This is a genomic window from Peribacillus alkalitolerans (assembly GCF_010882125.1).
Lineage (GTDB): Bacteria > Bacillota > Bacilli > Bacillales > DSM-1321 > Bacillus_BN > Bacillus_BN alkalitolerans.
In genome coordinates this window covers 54,826-70,264 of record NZ_JAAGVZ010000008.1, presented here as the reverse complement: position 1 = coordinate 70,264, position 15,439 = coordinate 54,826, and the positions used below count along the sequence as shown (strand labels likewise).

Genomic DNA, 15,439 nt, shown 5'->3' with positions numbered 1-15,439 from the left:
CTTGAAGGTATATAGAATAGCTTTTAGTGTCTTTGTACACCAAACGAGGCGATGATCCAGAAGGATTATCGCCTTTTATATTGAATTTAGACAATATTAATTGTCACTAAAGGGGCAGAATAGTTAAACAAAGGATTGTTATAATGTTTCTTGTAAAGATAAATTCGGAGGATAAAATGCTATCTAAAATAAAAGAACTTGTTAGCTATTTTTTATTTAAGGTTGGACTAAAATCAACACATGGTTCAGGAGGATGGACAGCATTTGCACCATTAACAATCGAACCCGAATATAAAATTGATTTAGAGAGAAAGCAAGTTACAGGGGTAGTAAAATATAATCAAAAGGTATATTTAACGGTTATTGTAGATGTTAACAATAATAAAACTGAGGTTAAAGGAAGTTTAAGAGGAATTTCGAAGTTAACACAACCGTTTAAAAAGAGTAACTACATAGAAATAATTGAATCCGAAGCTGAATTTTTTATTGAAAATGGAATAACAAGTCCAGAGGAATATTACAAAAATCGATAAGGGGCGTTAATCTAGGATGATTAACGGCCTTTTTTGTTGAAATCCTTTTTAACAAAAGGGGCAGGTTAGTTAATAATAGTATTAAGTTTCACTAGATTAGTGGTATTATTTGGTTAAATATTATAAAGGAGTATCGTTTTTAAATGAATAAATTTAGCGAGGAGCTTCGATTGTACTTTGAAAGTGTAGAACTAACATTCACACTTTTCCCTGATAAAACAACTAAGAGTTTCAAATCACTTGATAGATTCAACAGTTTTTTAGCCAAAGAGGTAGAATATTGGAGCAACTGTACTCAAGGTGAATCTGCAAGAATATCCGAATGTTTTAGACAGATTCATAACTACATAAACGATTCAATAAATCACCAAGAATCAAATATAGATTATTCAAAGAATCAAATTAACCAAGCAATAAATTTGTTAAAAACAAACAGTTTTCCAGTAGTTTTTTCAAGTACAGCGGTTGGAACTTTTATTAAGGGACGGTATGAATCTAGTTATCTTCAGGCAGATGCAGCAATACATTACCTTTTAAATTCACTTACTGCAGGTAACTTGCAAGCTCTTAATCATAGTCATTTGCAGTATAAAGATTATATGGATGGATTGTTCCTATCGATGTCATTAGATCATCCTGAAATTGCAACAACGATTGAAGAATCAGAACTTAATGCACTTGGAAATATAAGGGATAATTTTCAAGGCATTATCAATGATGTGGAATTAGAATACAATCAATTCTCTAATAATGTAACTAACTGGAAAGAAGAAATCATTTCATCAACAGAGGAATGGAAGTCAAACACAGAGACTGAACTTTCCTCATTTCTGCAAGAAAAGAAAAATAAATTAACTGAATTGGAAACTCTATATCAAGAAAAGTTACGCTTAGAGAGTCCCGCAACTTATTGGAAAAGATTAAGCGAGGATTACAACAGTAAAGGTATAATGTGGAAATGGTGGTCAATTTGTTCTGCGGTAATTTTTTCAATATTATTAACAATTCTACTTTTTAAATTACCGTCAGGTACAGCCAAAAGTGTACTTAGTGTTACGTCAGTAAGATCAATCCTTATTGTTACAGTTCTAATTTCCGTTGGTTATTTTATGGTGAATTTCTTTATTAAACTTTCAACAAGTGCTTTCCATTTATCAAAGGATGCAAACGAGCGTTATCAATTAACATATGTTTATCTGTCTTTGTTAAAGGAAGGAGCCGTATCCATAGAAGAGAGATCGATTGTACTTCAATCAATTTTCAGTAGAGCTGATACAGGTTTACTAAAAGGTGATTCAAGTCCTACATTACCTGATGGATTGACAACTCAATTATTTAAGAATGTAACAAAATAGTTTTTTTATATATTCTTATGAAACTCACTAGAAAGTTTCTGAATAATTTACTCCAACTAATGGGTGCTTTGATTAAGAAGGGATTAACGCTTCTATTATTTAAGTTATTAAAGTAACGGGGCAGGTTAGTTTAAGAAGGTAATAGGGTTTCTTTTGTTGAATTAATCCTTAATAGTGAAAATATGAGGTTATTTTATGTCAAATACAACTATTCAACAAAAACAAATATGCGAAAAATTTGGAGCAGATTTCTTCCCAGCAGATGTTACACTTCATGGAAAAACTTTGATAGGCATACCTTTCGATGCTTATTCATTTGAATGGAGGGTCTAGCCATGGGCATTAGGAATTATCTTATTGAAGGCGTTTCCTGCACCGGCAAAACTACGGTCTGCAATGAATTGCAGCGGCGCGGCTACCATGCCATTCATGGTGACCGTGAATTGGCTTATCAAGGCGATCCGCAAACTGGTACACCGACGGATAGCGCGACGCACGAGAACCACATTTGGCATGTAGATAAAGTAAAAGCTTTGGTCGCCAACCAGGATGAGGCGGTAACATTTTTCTGCGGTGGTTCTAGGAACTTTTTGAAATTCATAGATCAATTTGACGGCGTGTTTGTCCTCGAGGTCGACATTGACACATTGAACCGACGGCTTGACGAGCGACCGGAAAATGAGTTTGGCGGAAAAAAAACGGAACGGGAACTCATTGCGCGATTACACCAAACGAAAGAAGACATTCCGAAAAACGGAATTATAATCGACGCCACCGCACCGCTCGAGCACGTCGTTGACGAGATCCTCCGTCAAAGCGAAGAAAATAAACGGCAATGACAGTAACTTACGGCGCTAACGGGGACAAGAATTATGGATCCAGCTGTCATCTATGGCAGCTTTTCTTGTTTCGCTATCGGGGCAGGTTAGTTTAAGAACGATACACAATAACATTGATAATGATAGGATATTTTTAAAGACCGATATATTGATTGACAATTTAGTCGTTTAAATACAAATAAGGCTGTTACATTTACAATAAAGTTATTTAATTATGCCCGTTTTGTTAATCCACAATCGGATTCAGATCGTGGATTAACAAGGTAGAAAAGGATTAAACTTTATAAATATTTAATTTATTGTTTACTTAATCTAATTTGTTCAGCTTCTAAAAGCATGTTATATCTAAAATAATCTTCTATATTAGAAGAATACCAATTTTCCTCTAAATCAATTTTTTTATTCGGATCGAATTCCTCTTTATTTAAATGCCAAGTAGTGGCTTCACTGGGCGCTAATTTAGCTAATCCCATTTTTATTAATTCTGCGTTTATAAATAGGTCGTCTATGTAAATATGAACCGAATAACCATAACCTTGAAAACAAAATACTTTTCCTCTATGTAAATGATCTCTTAGATAATTAGTAACTAGTTCTTTTTTTCCGTCTAATATCTCTATATCCTCTAAAAAATGAGTATGATTTCTTTTTTCACCACTAAGTTCTTCTAAAAGATCAAAACGATCAACCTCAAAAATATTTAATCTTACAAAGTCAACTTCTAATCCATCTACATGACCGCAAGCGGCACCAGCATTCATTTTCTCATATTTAAAATATTTGAACTTCTCAACAGTTTGAGTTCTTAATTTATTAAAATCTGCAGTCTTTATATCAAACCCAGTTAAAATTTTTACTCCTTCAATCCATTTCTTTGAATTAAATTCTTTTCTAGCTCTTTCACCATCTTCCCAATCTTTACGTTCTCTTTCTGCAGCTTCCTTTTCTTCTTTAGTTCTAAAATCCCAACCACCCGTACCCTTACCTTTAATATGGACCATATATCTCATTCCTTAATTTAATTTAGTTTTAATATCATAAACAACCTACCAAAGCTTAATATAATAAATTAGATAACTAAAAAATACAATATTTTTTTCAACTGTAGGTACAATATCGAATAACCTTTAAATTTAAACCACTTTATTGTGATATTTTTAAAAGCGGTGAAGTATTTCACATCAAAAAATAAACACCTTTTTTTAACCCCATCCTTACTCAGAACCGGGTTTATTCATGTTAGTGGTTTAAAATTCTTCATATCGAAGAATCGCCCCGTTCTTTGAAGATCAATGCATATAATAAAACATCCTTTTTCGAACATAAGCTGTCGTTAGGATGACTTTTTTCTTAATAAACTAAAGGGGCAGTTTAGTTGAAGAAGGAAACTTTATTATTAAAACGAATTTACTTTATATTAGATATTATAGTGTAACAAAATTTCAATTCGTTGTTAGGTTTTAAAGGAGGGCTTTTATTGTTATTTGAAAGTGAAGCAAGAACATTCTTTGAAATAAGCATTTGGGTGATAAGTATTTTTTTAGTAATAGCTTCATTGATAAGTTTAAAAAATAGAACCTCTGGTGCTATATATTTTCTTTTATTTACAATTCTACATTTCATAAGTTTACTTGGTTTAATACATTTATTAAATACAGTTGACACTGACCCCGTAGTGGCTTCTGAACGGAATACTTTAAGGTTTTATGGATTTATTTTTCCTTGGCTTCTCTCAATGATTTTATTAATGATTGGTATATTTAAAAATAGAGTTAAACAATGAATTAATTCTTGTTCAAGTAAAGGGAGGTTAGTTGATTAACAATCGGCTCTTAAAGAAAGGAGCGAGGTGAAATTTTTAGAAATTTATTCTTTAATAAATATGATGTGTTTGCTAGGGAAATGGATTTTTCTGATTGGAAATCTGCTTCTGCAAATACATATTTTGTTTTCCGTATTCCAGATGATGCTCAATGGAGTGCCACTGAGCTGCCAATTAAAAAATGGGCAGTTTGGAATGACATAGGTCAACCACCATATTCATTTCAGGTTTTCTCATCTTGGCAAGAAGCAATCGCATTTTTAAGAAATATTTTTGAAAAAGAAGATTATGAAGAGAAAAACTGGGACCCAGAAGGGTTTGAACCAGGAGAAGACATATTCGTTAAACCGCCAGATAAAGACAAAAGAGACGATTAGAAGGATTAAAGTTTTTTTATTTAGGCGCTTATTGTACAAACGGGGCAGTTTAGTGAAAGAACAAATTCCTGTTGGAGGACTTGTAATAATGAATAGATACAAAGATATTATTGAAAAAATTAATCAGACACCAACGAATTATAACTTTAGTAAGCTGCCAGCAGAAAGCCTTGAAAAAGAATTATTATTAGGTGAAATCCCAATTGATTATATAGATTTCTTAAAGGAAGTAGGATTCGGTTCAATTTCTGAGGGTTATTTCATGTTTTATGAGGGGTTAATTCCAGCAGAGGAAATTTTCGATACAGACATTAACTCTGAAATAAAAAACATATTTTTATTTGGAGACAACTTCTCTGGAGATGCCACGGGATTTTTCCGAACTAACAATTGGGCAATTGTAGATATATGGCATGAGGATTTATCGATTATACCAAGGGAAGAAAAAACATTTGAGGAATTTGTAAATAAAGTTATTTCAAACGAACTTTAAGAAGAGCTTTGTTTATCTTATGATTAACCTTATTAAACAAACGGGGCAGGTTAGTTTAATAAGAAATAGTAAAATAGAGTAATAAACGCTGTTTGCAAAAGGAGATTTTATGAATAAAATTGAATTTTTCCAAGACTTAGAGGAGATTGTCGTTGACCCTTTGTTTATTGGTGAGAGTGAAGAAGATATAGACCAAGAAATAGCAAACAATACTTGGTCAATTTCTATTAGTAACGAATTAGCTGTTGAGCTGAGTTTAAAGGATTTTATGGATTTTTTCGAAAAAGTTATATCCAACAGACGTAACCAAATAACAAACTCAAAAAATCGACGGGGTATGCTTTTTTATGTTTGGTTCGATTGGCAAGGTGCACAAATTAGGTTTAATTTAATATCAGATTACGACTCTAAACTTCCATTTGGTTGTAATTTTGAAATAATAGAGAACCTTGAACCAATTATTGAAGAATTTCTAGGATTTCCATATCACAATGGGATCCCAATGGAAGAGATTACAAATGAAGATGATGAATGGGAAGATTCTAAAGAAAAAAACGAAGTTATAGACTCTTTGAAAGTTTTCCTCTTTAAAATAAATAGATAATGTTAATTCAATTACAGGACGGTGATCCAGAAGGATTATCGCTATTTTTATTAAGTAAGGATATTAAGCTCCTATTGAAGAAAAGGGGCAGGTTAGTTAAAGAAGGAATTACAATTAATCTAGAAAATCTTAAATTTCATAAAAACCTAAATACTAATAGATTAAAAATTTAAGGGGGAATTAGGATGGTTTCATTTTTCACTTCGTTTTTTGGGAATATATTTTTGATAACAATCATAGTTGGAGTTTTCTTGTTCTTTAGGCATTTACAAAAGAAATGATTCAATTATTATATCTGTACTATTGGTGGCGGTGATTCAGAGGAATTATCGCTCTTTATTATGGAATTATGATTAAATGATTCTATTGTAGAAACGGGGCAGTTTAGTTCAATAAATCGGAAGGGAAAAGGGATATAAAAAGGGAATTACTTGATAAACCATACTAAATAAAGGAGAGGTAGTTTATGAGTAAATCATTTATTGAACAAGTACATTATATTAGAATTCCGGTAAAAAATTTAGAGCAGTCTGCACAATGGTATAGAGATATATTAGGGCTTCAATTATTAACCATTACTGAGGATCCATTTGCCATTATAAAAGTTAATGAGGGACCTTTTTTACTTATCTTAGTTCCTACTGAAGATGATACATTTGCACATTTTACAATTGGTAATGTCCCAGCCTTTAGCATTGGTTTTACAAGTCCAGAATTATCTAAATTTCATACACACCTTATTGAAAATGGTGTTAAGGTTGAGGATATAAAAGAGGATAAAGGACATGCCTATTTCAACTTTTTTGATTTAAATGGCAATAAACTTCAAGTGCACTGGTAAGAAATATATATATAAAGGTAATATTTAGTGAAAGGTCACACTTAAACTAAAAGGGGCATTCTTTAATTAAGAATGCTTTTTTTCTTATTGAAGTAAAGGGGCAGGATAGTTCAATAAGCAATATTTAATATGTTTAATTTTTTTAAAAGCTAGGAGGGATAGAATGAAAAAATTCCGTGGAAAAAGGCGTTATTTTCGTAATTTATTGAGAGAGGTTGCAGTAGAGCAGTATGATTTAGACTTTGGAAAGGAAGGCTGGTTTAATTTATGGCATGCCCATCTTGATTTTTACGGGTTTGGGAATGATAGTTTGAGAATAAGAAGAGAGCATATAAAAGCACATATAGATTTATATAAAAATTTATTAAAAAAGCTCGAATCATTTGAAAAACCATACCAATCTTGGATTCTTATAGATGATGAAGATGCAGGTTCAGATGCAGTTTATATTCATACCCCTAATCCAAATAATGATGATTTCCCTCTTAAGGTAGAAAAATTGAATTGGAATTGCAAAATCCCTGTTACTTTCAAGGATTTAATAAATCTAGAGGAAAATAATGTGGCATATTATAAGTCAGAATCTGAAGGTGGGTACATTATCCAGTCCAAGCATCAAGGGATTAAATTGTAATTTCTTAATGAACAAAAGGGGCAGTTTAGTGAAATAAGAGTTATTAAAATGAACGACCTTTATTTTAACAATAGATATTCTCAATAGAAAACCATCATTTTGATCAATCATTTTTTCAAAGTGTTGGTTTTTTATTTGCAATAGTATAAGGGTTAAATGGTGGTTTTTAATCAAACATTAATTTAAAGAAACACTTTTCACGTTCTTTTCCAATATGTGTACATTTAACCATTTAAGTAAAACTGAAAAAAATTGATAATATTTCTGATAATCTATCCTAGGTTACTTTGAAAAAAGAAATCTAATACTACTAAAAGGAGCAGATTATGAGAAAGTTTACCATTAGAAAGAGTGTAGTATGGGTACTAGCTATAATGTTGGTTTTTACCTCTATCCCTTTCAATCAACTTGCTTATGCAGAAGACGAAACAACCAGTTCTCCTTCTGTAATAAAAGAAGAGACAGTTAAAGTCATTTCAGAAGAAGAGGGCGGTGAAAAGAAAGAGATTATCGAAGAACGGACAGATACTAGTAAAGTTTTTGATAATGGGGATGGTACCTTTACTAAAAACATCTATTTTGAACCTGTCCATTTAGAAGAAGACGGAGAATGGAAAGAGATTTCTCCTGAGCTTCAAACTGCAAATCTAGGCAACCAACAGGTTATTGAAACTGAAAAAACTACGTTAGAATCTACATTTCTAAAAAAAATGCAAAATGGTGAATATGCTACATTTCAAAAGGATACTGACTCCATAACATTTTCCATTCTGGAAGCATCAGGAGGACAACAGAGTGTTGCAGTCCAAGATGTTGAACCGGAATATCAAAATAATGAAATTATCCATAAAAACATATTTCCTAATATTGACTTAAGAAATTTTACTTTTAACGAAAATGTTAAAGAAGATTTAGTTCTACATTCCTACCAAGGTTTGAATACCTTTACATTCAAGTTAAGTACTTCTCTACATGCAAAAAAAGAAGAGGATGGGTCGGTTTCATTCTTCAAACAAAATGAGGATAAAAAAGTTTTTGCGTTACCGAAACCCTTCATGACAGATTCAAATATAGATCCACAATCTTCAGAAGCAGTGCGTTCTGAAGCAGTTGACTATCATATCGAGGAATTGCCTAATCAAGAGGGATATTTATTAACCGTTACCGCAGATGAAGAATGGTTATCTTCTCCTGAGCGTAAATTTCCTATTTATATTGATCCTACTACTTCAGTAGCAACTAGTACGGATGCTTTTGTTATGAGTGCTTATCCAACCACTAACTACGGCACTCCAACAAAAAAATGGGATTCTGGTCTTAATCAATATGTGCTAAAAGTTGGTTTGTATGATAGTACGACTGGTACCAACTATGCTTATTTGAAACAGGATATTTCAAAGATTGAAAATGCGATTATCGATAAGGCAATTCTTAATGTCCATGTTACTCATTCCTATTATCCAACAACTCCAACAGGATTATGGATAGATGAAGTAACAGGAAGTTGGGATGCTTCCACTTTAACGTGGAATAACAAACCAAACTCTACTAATATAGAAAAACAAGACGTAGTAAAAGATGAATGGGCATATTTTACAGTAACAAATACAGTAAAAGCTTGGGCCGCCGGTACGAAAGTAAACAATGGATTTAAACTACATACCAATGGTAATGGCCAGACCTACTGGAAGAAAGTTATTTCATCAGACAATACCACAAATAAACCTTATTTATCCGTTTGGTACCACTATGATGCTCCAGAAACACCGACTGTTTCAGCTGTTTCCAATGGACCTGGAACAGGTACAGGATATTTAAATGTAAACTGGAAGAAAGTAACAGGTGCGGAAAAATATAAAGTACAAATTTTTAATGGGAAAGATTACGAATCCATACTAGTTAATGGAGATGTAAATAGTTGGACATCAAAAGGGAAAAAGTTATGGCCTACTCAGGCACAAATTGATGCTGGGGAGTACAAATTAAGAGCAGATCAATCAGGAACTGAATTTGCCTTTAATCCTAATCCCGTTTATCAAAACGCGGCTGCCGATGGAGGAACGTATGGGACAAGAAGGAACTATGCGGTCCGTGTAATTGCAGTATTTCCAGGTGGGGATAGTCCTTGGTCAACCCCTGTTGTGGGCTACATGCCAATGGAACAACCTACTCAACTTACTGGAAGGCCATATTCTAACGCAATCCATGAAGAGTCTGGTTATGTTAATTTAAATTGGCATGAAGTAGAAGGGGCAGATGGGTATTACATTACCATGTATAATGGTACCGCATATGAAAGAGTTGGTAAGGTCGAAGATGGACAAACAACCTGGACAACTCAAAATAAAGGAATCTGGCCAACAGAATTACAAATAGCAGCTGGAGGTTATGCGCTTAACACTGATGGTGCAGGCAGAGAGTTAGCTTTGGACCCTTCTCCTGTATATAAAAATTCTGGAGGAATATACCCTACTAGAAAGAACTATTGGTTTAGAGTTCAAGCTTATAGTAATGCAGGACACCCGGATAGCCAAGTATCAGAAGCCTTCATGCCAACCATTCCAGGCCCAGAAGTTTTCCTCGGAATGGAAGATTATTGGTCCGGCATTGAAGTGAATGGCGGAACCGTTAATGCGGCAACAGGCAATTTAATGGTGTCAGAAACGGATATTTCTATTGATGGAAGAGGACCAGGATTAAGTATAGGAAGAACGTATAATAGCCAATCATCCATAAAAGGGATTTTTGGTATGGGATGGATCAGTGACGCTGAATCAAAAATGATCACTTCTGGTAATCAAGTAGACTACACAGATGATGATGGGACGATACACAGTTTCATTAAGCAAGCCGATGGCTCATTCAATGCTCCAACAGGTGTATATCTAGATTTAAAAGAAACGTCTACCGATTACGTTTTAACATCTAAAGATCAAACAAGTGTATATTTCGATAAGGCAACTGGAGTCCTAAAAGAAATCATTGATGCCCAAAAAGACAAAAACAAGACTGTCTATAATTATACGGAAAATCGCTTATCGTCTATTGTAGATGCTTCAGGAAGGTCATTGACCATTGAATATAACCCTGAAGGATTAGTATCAAACATTAAAGACCCTAAAGGAAGAAACACTACCTTTACTTATAAGAATGAACGATTAGAAACAGTAACGAATCCAGAAGGTGAAGTTACTAAATACGAATATGATACCAATGGTCTTTTAGTAAAAGTGTATAGTCCAACACATACTTCCGAAAAGCCAGTGGTTACAACTTACAAATATAAAGCAGATAAGAAATTTGAAAGTGTAACGAATCCAAAAGGAAAAGTTACAACCTTTACCTACTTTGTTACAAATCGTACATTAGTCATTACAAACCCTAAGGGTAATCAAACATTCATTCAATATAATGCAGCTGCGAATCTTGTGAGACAAATTGATGCCTATGTTCCTGGTAATGTAGATCCGAATAACAATTTAGAAACCCAATATGAATATTTGGGGAACAACCTGGTTAAGTCGTGGGATCCGAAAGACATCGGTAAGGGAGCTACTGAGTCATATGAATACGATCAAAATGGGAATGTCAAAAATGCTACGGATAGTTATGGGACAGAAGTATATGAGTATAACAGCAATAATGATGTAACCCAGGTTACTGATACAGAGGGGGATATAACCAACATTGCTTACGATGGGTTAAATCCTATATCAGAAACAGATGATGCAGGTGCTGTATCTTCAATTGCTAAATATGATGATTTTGGGAATGAGATTGAATCCAGCTCTTCATTAGCCGTTGGACATAACTTAGCTGGTAACCCAAGTTTTGAAACTAACTTGGACGGATGGAATGTTTCACTTGTTAAAGATACGGGTTCTGTCACACAGGTCGCTCTCCCTTCAAGTGACATTAAGGGCCTAGGTGGGAAACAAGCTATACGTATTACAACGAATTCTTCATCTACTGCAAATGAAATTGGGTATGCTGGGGTTACACGAGAGATTAATGTAGAACCGGATAAAACCTATACTGTGAGTGCAAAAATTAAATCTCTAGATTTGAAAAATGCCAATGCATTTATCAATGTGCAACTGTTGAATGGCAGTTCTCATGTAAGTTGGGCCGATCATCGTTACTCGGCTTTAACAGGGACTCAAACTTGGTCAAAAAGACAAGTAACCTTCAAAACTGGCAGCAATGTAAATAAAATTAAGCTTTACTTAGAAGTGGATCACCGAAATCCATCCTCGTCAGGTGAAGCATGGTTTGATGAAATCCAAGTTGAACAATCTGATGTTTCATCTTCATTTAATCCGTATGTAAATAGTAGCTTTGAAGATGGTGTTACAGGCTGGGTTAAAAGTTCTGGGCTAGGTGAAGTTGATGTAACGGGTGGTTTTAATGAAACATCGGCTTTAAAAATGACAAGAACCCTAACGAGTCAATCCGCCATTCAATACAGGCAAACAATAGACCTAAATCAAGAGGAAGCAGCACCTGTCACAATAACTGGTTTATCCAAATCAGAAAATGTAAAGAATACCGTTGATAATGGCCCTAACAAAGACTATTCTTTATGGGCGAAAGTTGTTTATATTGATGGTACTTTTGAAGACAAACAAGCTCTGTTTCCTTTAGGAACTCAGGATTGGAATCGTTCAGCAGTATATTTGAATTCAGATAAAGCCATTAAAAGTATTGATACGTATGTTCTTTTTAGAAATAATAACACGGGAACGGTTTGGTTTGATGGAATTCGTTTAGTGGAAGGAAATATTCTAGAAAAAACAGTATATGATGAAAAGAAAAATTATGCTGAAGGTATCACGGATGTCTTAGGTCGAAAATCTACGAAATCTTTTGACGAGATAGGAAATTTAATATCTGAAATTAATCCTCGGGGATTTCAAAAAACTTTTAATTATGATTTAAATAACCAATTAAAATCTTTAGTGCTTCCAAATAATTCTGTAGTTAATTATGTATATGATAAAAACGGCAATAACAAAGTAAAAACTATTGAGTCTTCCGTAGATAATAAGAAACAGGAATTCCATTATGAATATGATGAAGATGATAAACTGATTTCAGTCACTAATCCATTAAATCAAAAAACGATAAATAAATATGATGATAATGATAACCTAGAAGAGATTTTGCTTCCTAATGGAAATATCATTAAAAACTCCTATGATGGTGCAGATCGTGTAGAACAAGTCTTTTATAATAATGCACCAGTCTATAAATTTATCAAAGATAAAAATGGCAATGAAACAGAAATCACTGATTTTTTAAATCAAATAAAAAAAATAATAAACTTTGATGAGAAAAATCGAGTAACAAGTCAAATTCTGAAAAAGAATGATATACAAATCGGTTCTTCTTCATGGACATACCCACTGAAGTCAGATAAGTTAGAATCTGTCATGTTTACCCACGGTGGGGTAAGTCAAACCGTTGACTATGAATATGACAAGTTAGATCAAAACACACTGATCAAGAATGGGATTAATACTTTCCGGATGGATTATGATGAGTTAGGGAATGTTCATACTTATACACCACCAAATGGAGTAGGCACCAGTTATATATATGACCGTGCTGGTCAGGTGACTTCCCAAAGTACTGGTAAAGTAGATTCTACCACGGGTCAAATCAATCCAATCATAAATGAAAGATATGTTTATGATGCGAATGGAAATCGGAAAGAAATTAAATACGAAGATGGAACTTCAACAAACTATACGTATGATGATCTAGATCAACTGAGAGTAGAAACACTCCCAGATGGTACAACCAATGAGTTTAATTATGATGGTTTTGGTAATAGAAACTATATTAAATTAGGTAATGCACCTGCCATCCAACCAATGTATAATTTGGCCAATCAACTAACAACATTTGGTGAAGAATCCATTCAATACGATGAAAATGGAAATCGAATTGCAGATTCTAAATATACGTATGAATGGAATGCAGCAGATCAATTAATTGCAGTTTATAAAAAAGGGGAAACTTCTCCATACGCAGAATACAAATATGATGATAATGGCAGACGTATTCAAAAGAATGTTCAAGGCACCATTACCAATTTTATTTATGATGGTGATAGCTTAAATGTTCTCTATGAAACCAATGAAAATGAACAAGTTTTACGTTCTTATGTTTACGGTGTAGATGGTCAGCTTCTCGCATTAAATAAATACAATGGAAGTGCTGTATCTGGTACGTATTATTACCATTACAACCCACGTGGTGATGTAATAGCACTGACTGATCATAACGGATCTATTGTAGGAACTTATAAGTATGATAGTTGGGGTAATCCACTTAATTCAGAAGATTTAACAGGGGTTGCATTAGAAAATCCATATCGCTATGCTGGATATCAGTATGATGAAGAAACTGGATTGTATTATCTAATGGCTCGATACTATCATCCTATTCATGGAGTCTTTTTATCATTAGATCCTGATCCTGGTGATGATGATGATATATTGACTCAAAATGGATATGCATACGCTAATAATAACCCTGTAATGATGATTGATCCAGATGGGTTGAAATCAAAGAAATATAAAAATAAATTTATTGAGTTAAAATACAAACCAAAAGCTCCGATTTCAAGAGGGGAAATTTTGTGGGGTCCTGGTAGTGTATCTAAATTAGCCAAAGGCGCACAAAAACATATTATTTATTTAAGAACAGATTTAAAAAGTGGCCGGAAATATATTGGAAGAACAATTAGATCATTAAAACGACGTGGTAAAGAGCATGAGGAAGCAAATAATAGAAAATATAGGATGGAGCCATTATTAACCGCAAAAAACAAAAGACAAGCAAGAAGATATGAGCAAAAGATGATAAATAGATACAAAAAATTCGAAGAACTAGAGAATAAAAGAAATGAAATCTCTAAAAGAAAATGGAAAAAATGGAATATATAGAAAGGTAGATGGTTTTAAATGTATGAGAAAAAAGAATTGCAAGTAGGAAAAATTAAGATTCACTTTCCTAATCCAACATATAAAAAGTTTTGGTTTTATGCTGATGTAGCAGAATTCTTACAAAAAGAAACTACTGAAGATGCTATAAGAATAATCAAGAAAGAACTAAAAGAAATGAAAGGATTTAAAAGTATTTCATTTGATTCAGAATCCGATGGAGCATCTTTTTCACACAAAAGCGGGGAAAAAGTACTAGAAGTCGCTATTTTGATAAACAAACTAAGTGATTCTTCATATGAAGTAGATGAAAATATAAAAGATGAGATAATAAAAGAGATAAAAACATATAAAATACCTAAAGGTCAAGAATGGAATATAGGAGATATTTTCGCTATACCAGTCGAAAGCGATCAATCCTATTATGCTGGACAAATTATCGATTATAATGAAGATTTTGGAGTGGTTTGTATATTTTTTACAAAAGAATTTGAAGATATAAATGATATCAAACTCACCAACAATTCAGACTTTAATAGGGAAAATGTATTTGCCGCTATGTGTTTCTCAGATGAATATTTAAGTGATTTCACCTTTAAAATTATAAGAAATGATGTTAAGTTAACTGCAAATGTTGCTTATACTAGTAGACGAAATAAACTAGCTGTACAAATCATGACAGATTTATGTGTACTTAATTTGATGGAAATGTATAAAGAAGGAATTGAAGACCAATTAGTAAAAGAAAGTAAAGAAAAGTTAAAATACTTGATTTAGAACTAATTTGCAAAATATATGACTCTAACTACATTGAAGTTCAAACGAATAGTCCTTTATTAATTAACCAAATAAAGGAAATGATTAGTTCTACTAAAGAATCTTAATAGAAACTTTGTAATTTAATAGAAGCACAAAGTAGGTCAGCCTATATACTTTTTAGAATAGTCTCTCTTTTTTAACAAGAATTAAGCGGAACGAGGTTATTAATAGA

General features: G+C 33.1%; 13 protein-coding genes. 12 read left to right on the top strand and 1 reads right to left on the bottom strand.

Annotation, left to right across the window (positions count from 1 at the left end; translation table 11 throughout):
- Positions 1-176 precede the first annotated feature (176 nt).
- The 4 genes from G3O09_RS11440 to G3O09_RS11425 all read left to right on the top strand — a co-directional run bounded on the left by G3O09_RS11440 (position 177) and on the right by G3O09_RS11425 (position 2,727).
- Complete coding sequence (locus tag G3O09_RS11440; protein ID WP_163101622.1) at positions 177-533, top strand: hypothetical protein; 357 nt, start codon at positions 177-179, stop codon at positions 531-533.
- A 143-nt stretch (positions 534-676) separates the two neighbouring features.
- On the top strand, positions 677-1,888 hold the full coding sequence (locus tag G3O09_RS11435; RefSeq protein WP_163101621.1) for a DUF6161 domain-containing protein: 1,212 nt from the start codon (positions 677-679) through the stop codon (positions 1,886-1,888).
- 195 nt (positions 1,889-2,083) lie between these two features.
- On the top strand, positions 2,084-2,221 hold the full coding sequence (locus G3O09_RS11430; RefSeq protein WP_163101620.1) for a hypothetical protein: 138 nt from the start codon (positions 2,084-2,086) through the stop codon (positions 2,219-2,221).
- 2 nt (positions 2,222-2,223) lie between these two features.
- On the top strand, positions 2,224-2,727 hold the full coding sequence (locus G3O09_RS11425; protein WP_163101619.1) for an AAA family ATPase: 504 nt from the start codon (positions 2,224-2,226) through the stop codon (positions 2,725-2,727).
- A 296-nt stretch (positions 2,728-3,023) separates the two neighbouring features.
- Here G3O09_RS11425 and G3O09_RS11420 read toward each other — a convergent pair whose 3' ends face one another.
- Positions 3,024-3,728: a hypothetical protein gene (locus tag G3O09_RS11420; RefSeq protein WP_163101618.1), complete on the bottom strand. Its 705-nt coding sequence runs from the start codon at positions 3,726-3,728 to the stop codon at positions 3,024-3,026.
- 476 nt (positions 3,729-4,204) lie between these two features.
- On the opposite strand from G3O09_RS11420, the gene G3O09_RS11415 reads away from it, so the two are divergent.
- From G3O09_RS11415 to G3O09_RS11380, 8 genes are all read left to right on the top strand, one after another.
- A complete protein-coding gene (locus tag G3O09_RS11415; RefSeq protein WP_163101617.1) occupies positions 4,205-4,510 on the top strand; it encodes a hypothetical protein in 306 nt (101 codons plus the stop codon).
- A 119-nt stretch (positions 4,511-4,629) separates the two neighbouring features.
- The gene (locus G3O09_RS11410; RefSeq protein ID WP_163101616.1) at positions 4,630-4,926 is read left to right on the top strand and encodes a hypothetical protein; all 297 of its coding nucleotides are present in this window, start codon (positions 4,630-4,632) and stop codon (positions 4,924-4,926) included.
- Between the two features lie 52 nt (positions 4,927-4,978).
- Positions 4,979-5,419 carry an SMI1/KNR4 family protein gene (locus G3O09_RS11405; RefSeq protein WP_240338412.1) on the top strand — a complete coding sequence of 147 codons (441 nt, stop codon included), beginning with the start codon at positions 4,979-4,981 and terminating at the stop codon, positions 5,417-5,419.
- A 109-nt stretch (positions 5,420-5,528) separates the two neighbouring features.
- Entirely contained in the window at positions 5,529-6,023 is a 495-nt protein-coding gene (locus G3O09_RS11400) for a hypothetical protein (RefSeq protein WP_205439647.1), read from the top strand.
- Positions 6,024-6,489: 466 nt separating this feature from the next.
- On the top strand, positions 6,490-6,864 hold the full coding sequence (locus G3O09_RS11395) for a VOC family protein (RefSeq protein ID WP_163101615.1): 375 nt from the start codon (positions 6,490-6,492) through the stop codon (positions 6,862-6,864).
- A gap of 163 nt (positions 6,865-7,027) precedes the next feature.
- Positions 7,028-7,498 carry a hypothetical protein gene (locus G3O09_RS11390; RefSeq protein ID WP_163101614.1) on the top strand — a complete coding sequence of 157 codons (471 nt, stop codon included), beginning with the start codon at positions 7,028-7,030 and terminating at the stop codon, positions 7,496-7,498.
- A 326-nt stretch (positions 7,499-7,824) separates the two neighbouring features.
- Entirely contained in the window at positions 7,825-14,451 is a 6,627-nt protein-coding gene (locus G3O09_RS11385; RefSeq protein WP_163101613.1) for a DNRLRE domain-containing protein, read from the top strand.
- Positions 14,452-14,469: 18 nt separating this feature from the next.
- Entirely contained in the window at positions 14,470-15,225 is a 756-nt protein-coding gene (locus G3O09_RS11380; protein ID WP_163101612.1) for a hypothetical protein, read from the top strand.
- Positions 15,226-15,439: the final 214 nt, after the last annotated feature.

Bases quoted from the DNA above. Each gene is read 5' to 3' on its own strand.
- G3O09_RS11395 (WP_163101615.1), top strand. From the start codon at position 6,490: ATGAGTAAATCATTTATTGAACAAGTACATTATATTAGAATTCCGGTA.
- G3O09_RS11390 (WP_163101614.1), top strand. From the start codon at position 7,028: ATGAAAAAATTCCGTGGAAAAAGGCGTTATTTTCGTAATTTATTGAGA.
- G3O09_RS11425 (WP_163101619.1), top strand. From the start codon at position 2,224: ATGGGCATTAGGAATTATCTTATTGAAGGCGTTTCCTGCACCGGCAAA.
- G3O09_RS11440 (WP_163101622.1), top strand. From the start codon at position 177: ATGCTATCTAAAATAAAAGAACTTGTTAGCTATTTTTTATTTAAGGTT.
- G3O09_RS11435 (WP_163101621.1), top strand. From the start codon at position 677: ATGAATAAATTTAGCGAGGAGCTTCGATTGTACTTTGAAAGTGTAGAA.
- G3O09_RS11410 (WP_163101616.1), top strand. From the start codon at position 4,630: ATGGATTTTTCTGATTGGAAATCTGCTTCTGCAAATACATATTTTGTT.
- G3O09_RS11400 (WP_205439647.1), top strand. From the start codon at position 5,529: ATGAATAAAATTGAATTTTTCCAAGACTTAGAGGAGATTGTCGTTGAC.
- G3O09_RS11420 (WP_163101618.1), bottom strand. From the start codon at position 3,728: ATGGTCCATATTAAAGGTAAGGGTACGGGTGGTTGGGATTTTAGAACT.
- G3O09_RS11385 (WP_163101613.1), top strand. From the start codon at position 7,825: ATGAGAAAGTTTACCATTAGAAAGAGTGTAGTATGGGTACTAGCTATA.
- G3O09_RS11430 (WP_163101620.1), top strand. From the start codon at position 2,084: ATGTCAAATACAACTATTCAACAAAAACAAATATGCGAAAAATTTGGA.
- G3O09_RS11380 (WP_163101612.1), top strand. From the start codon at position 14,470: ATGTATGAGAAAAAAGAATTGCAAGTAGGAAAAATTAAGATTCACTTT.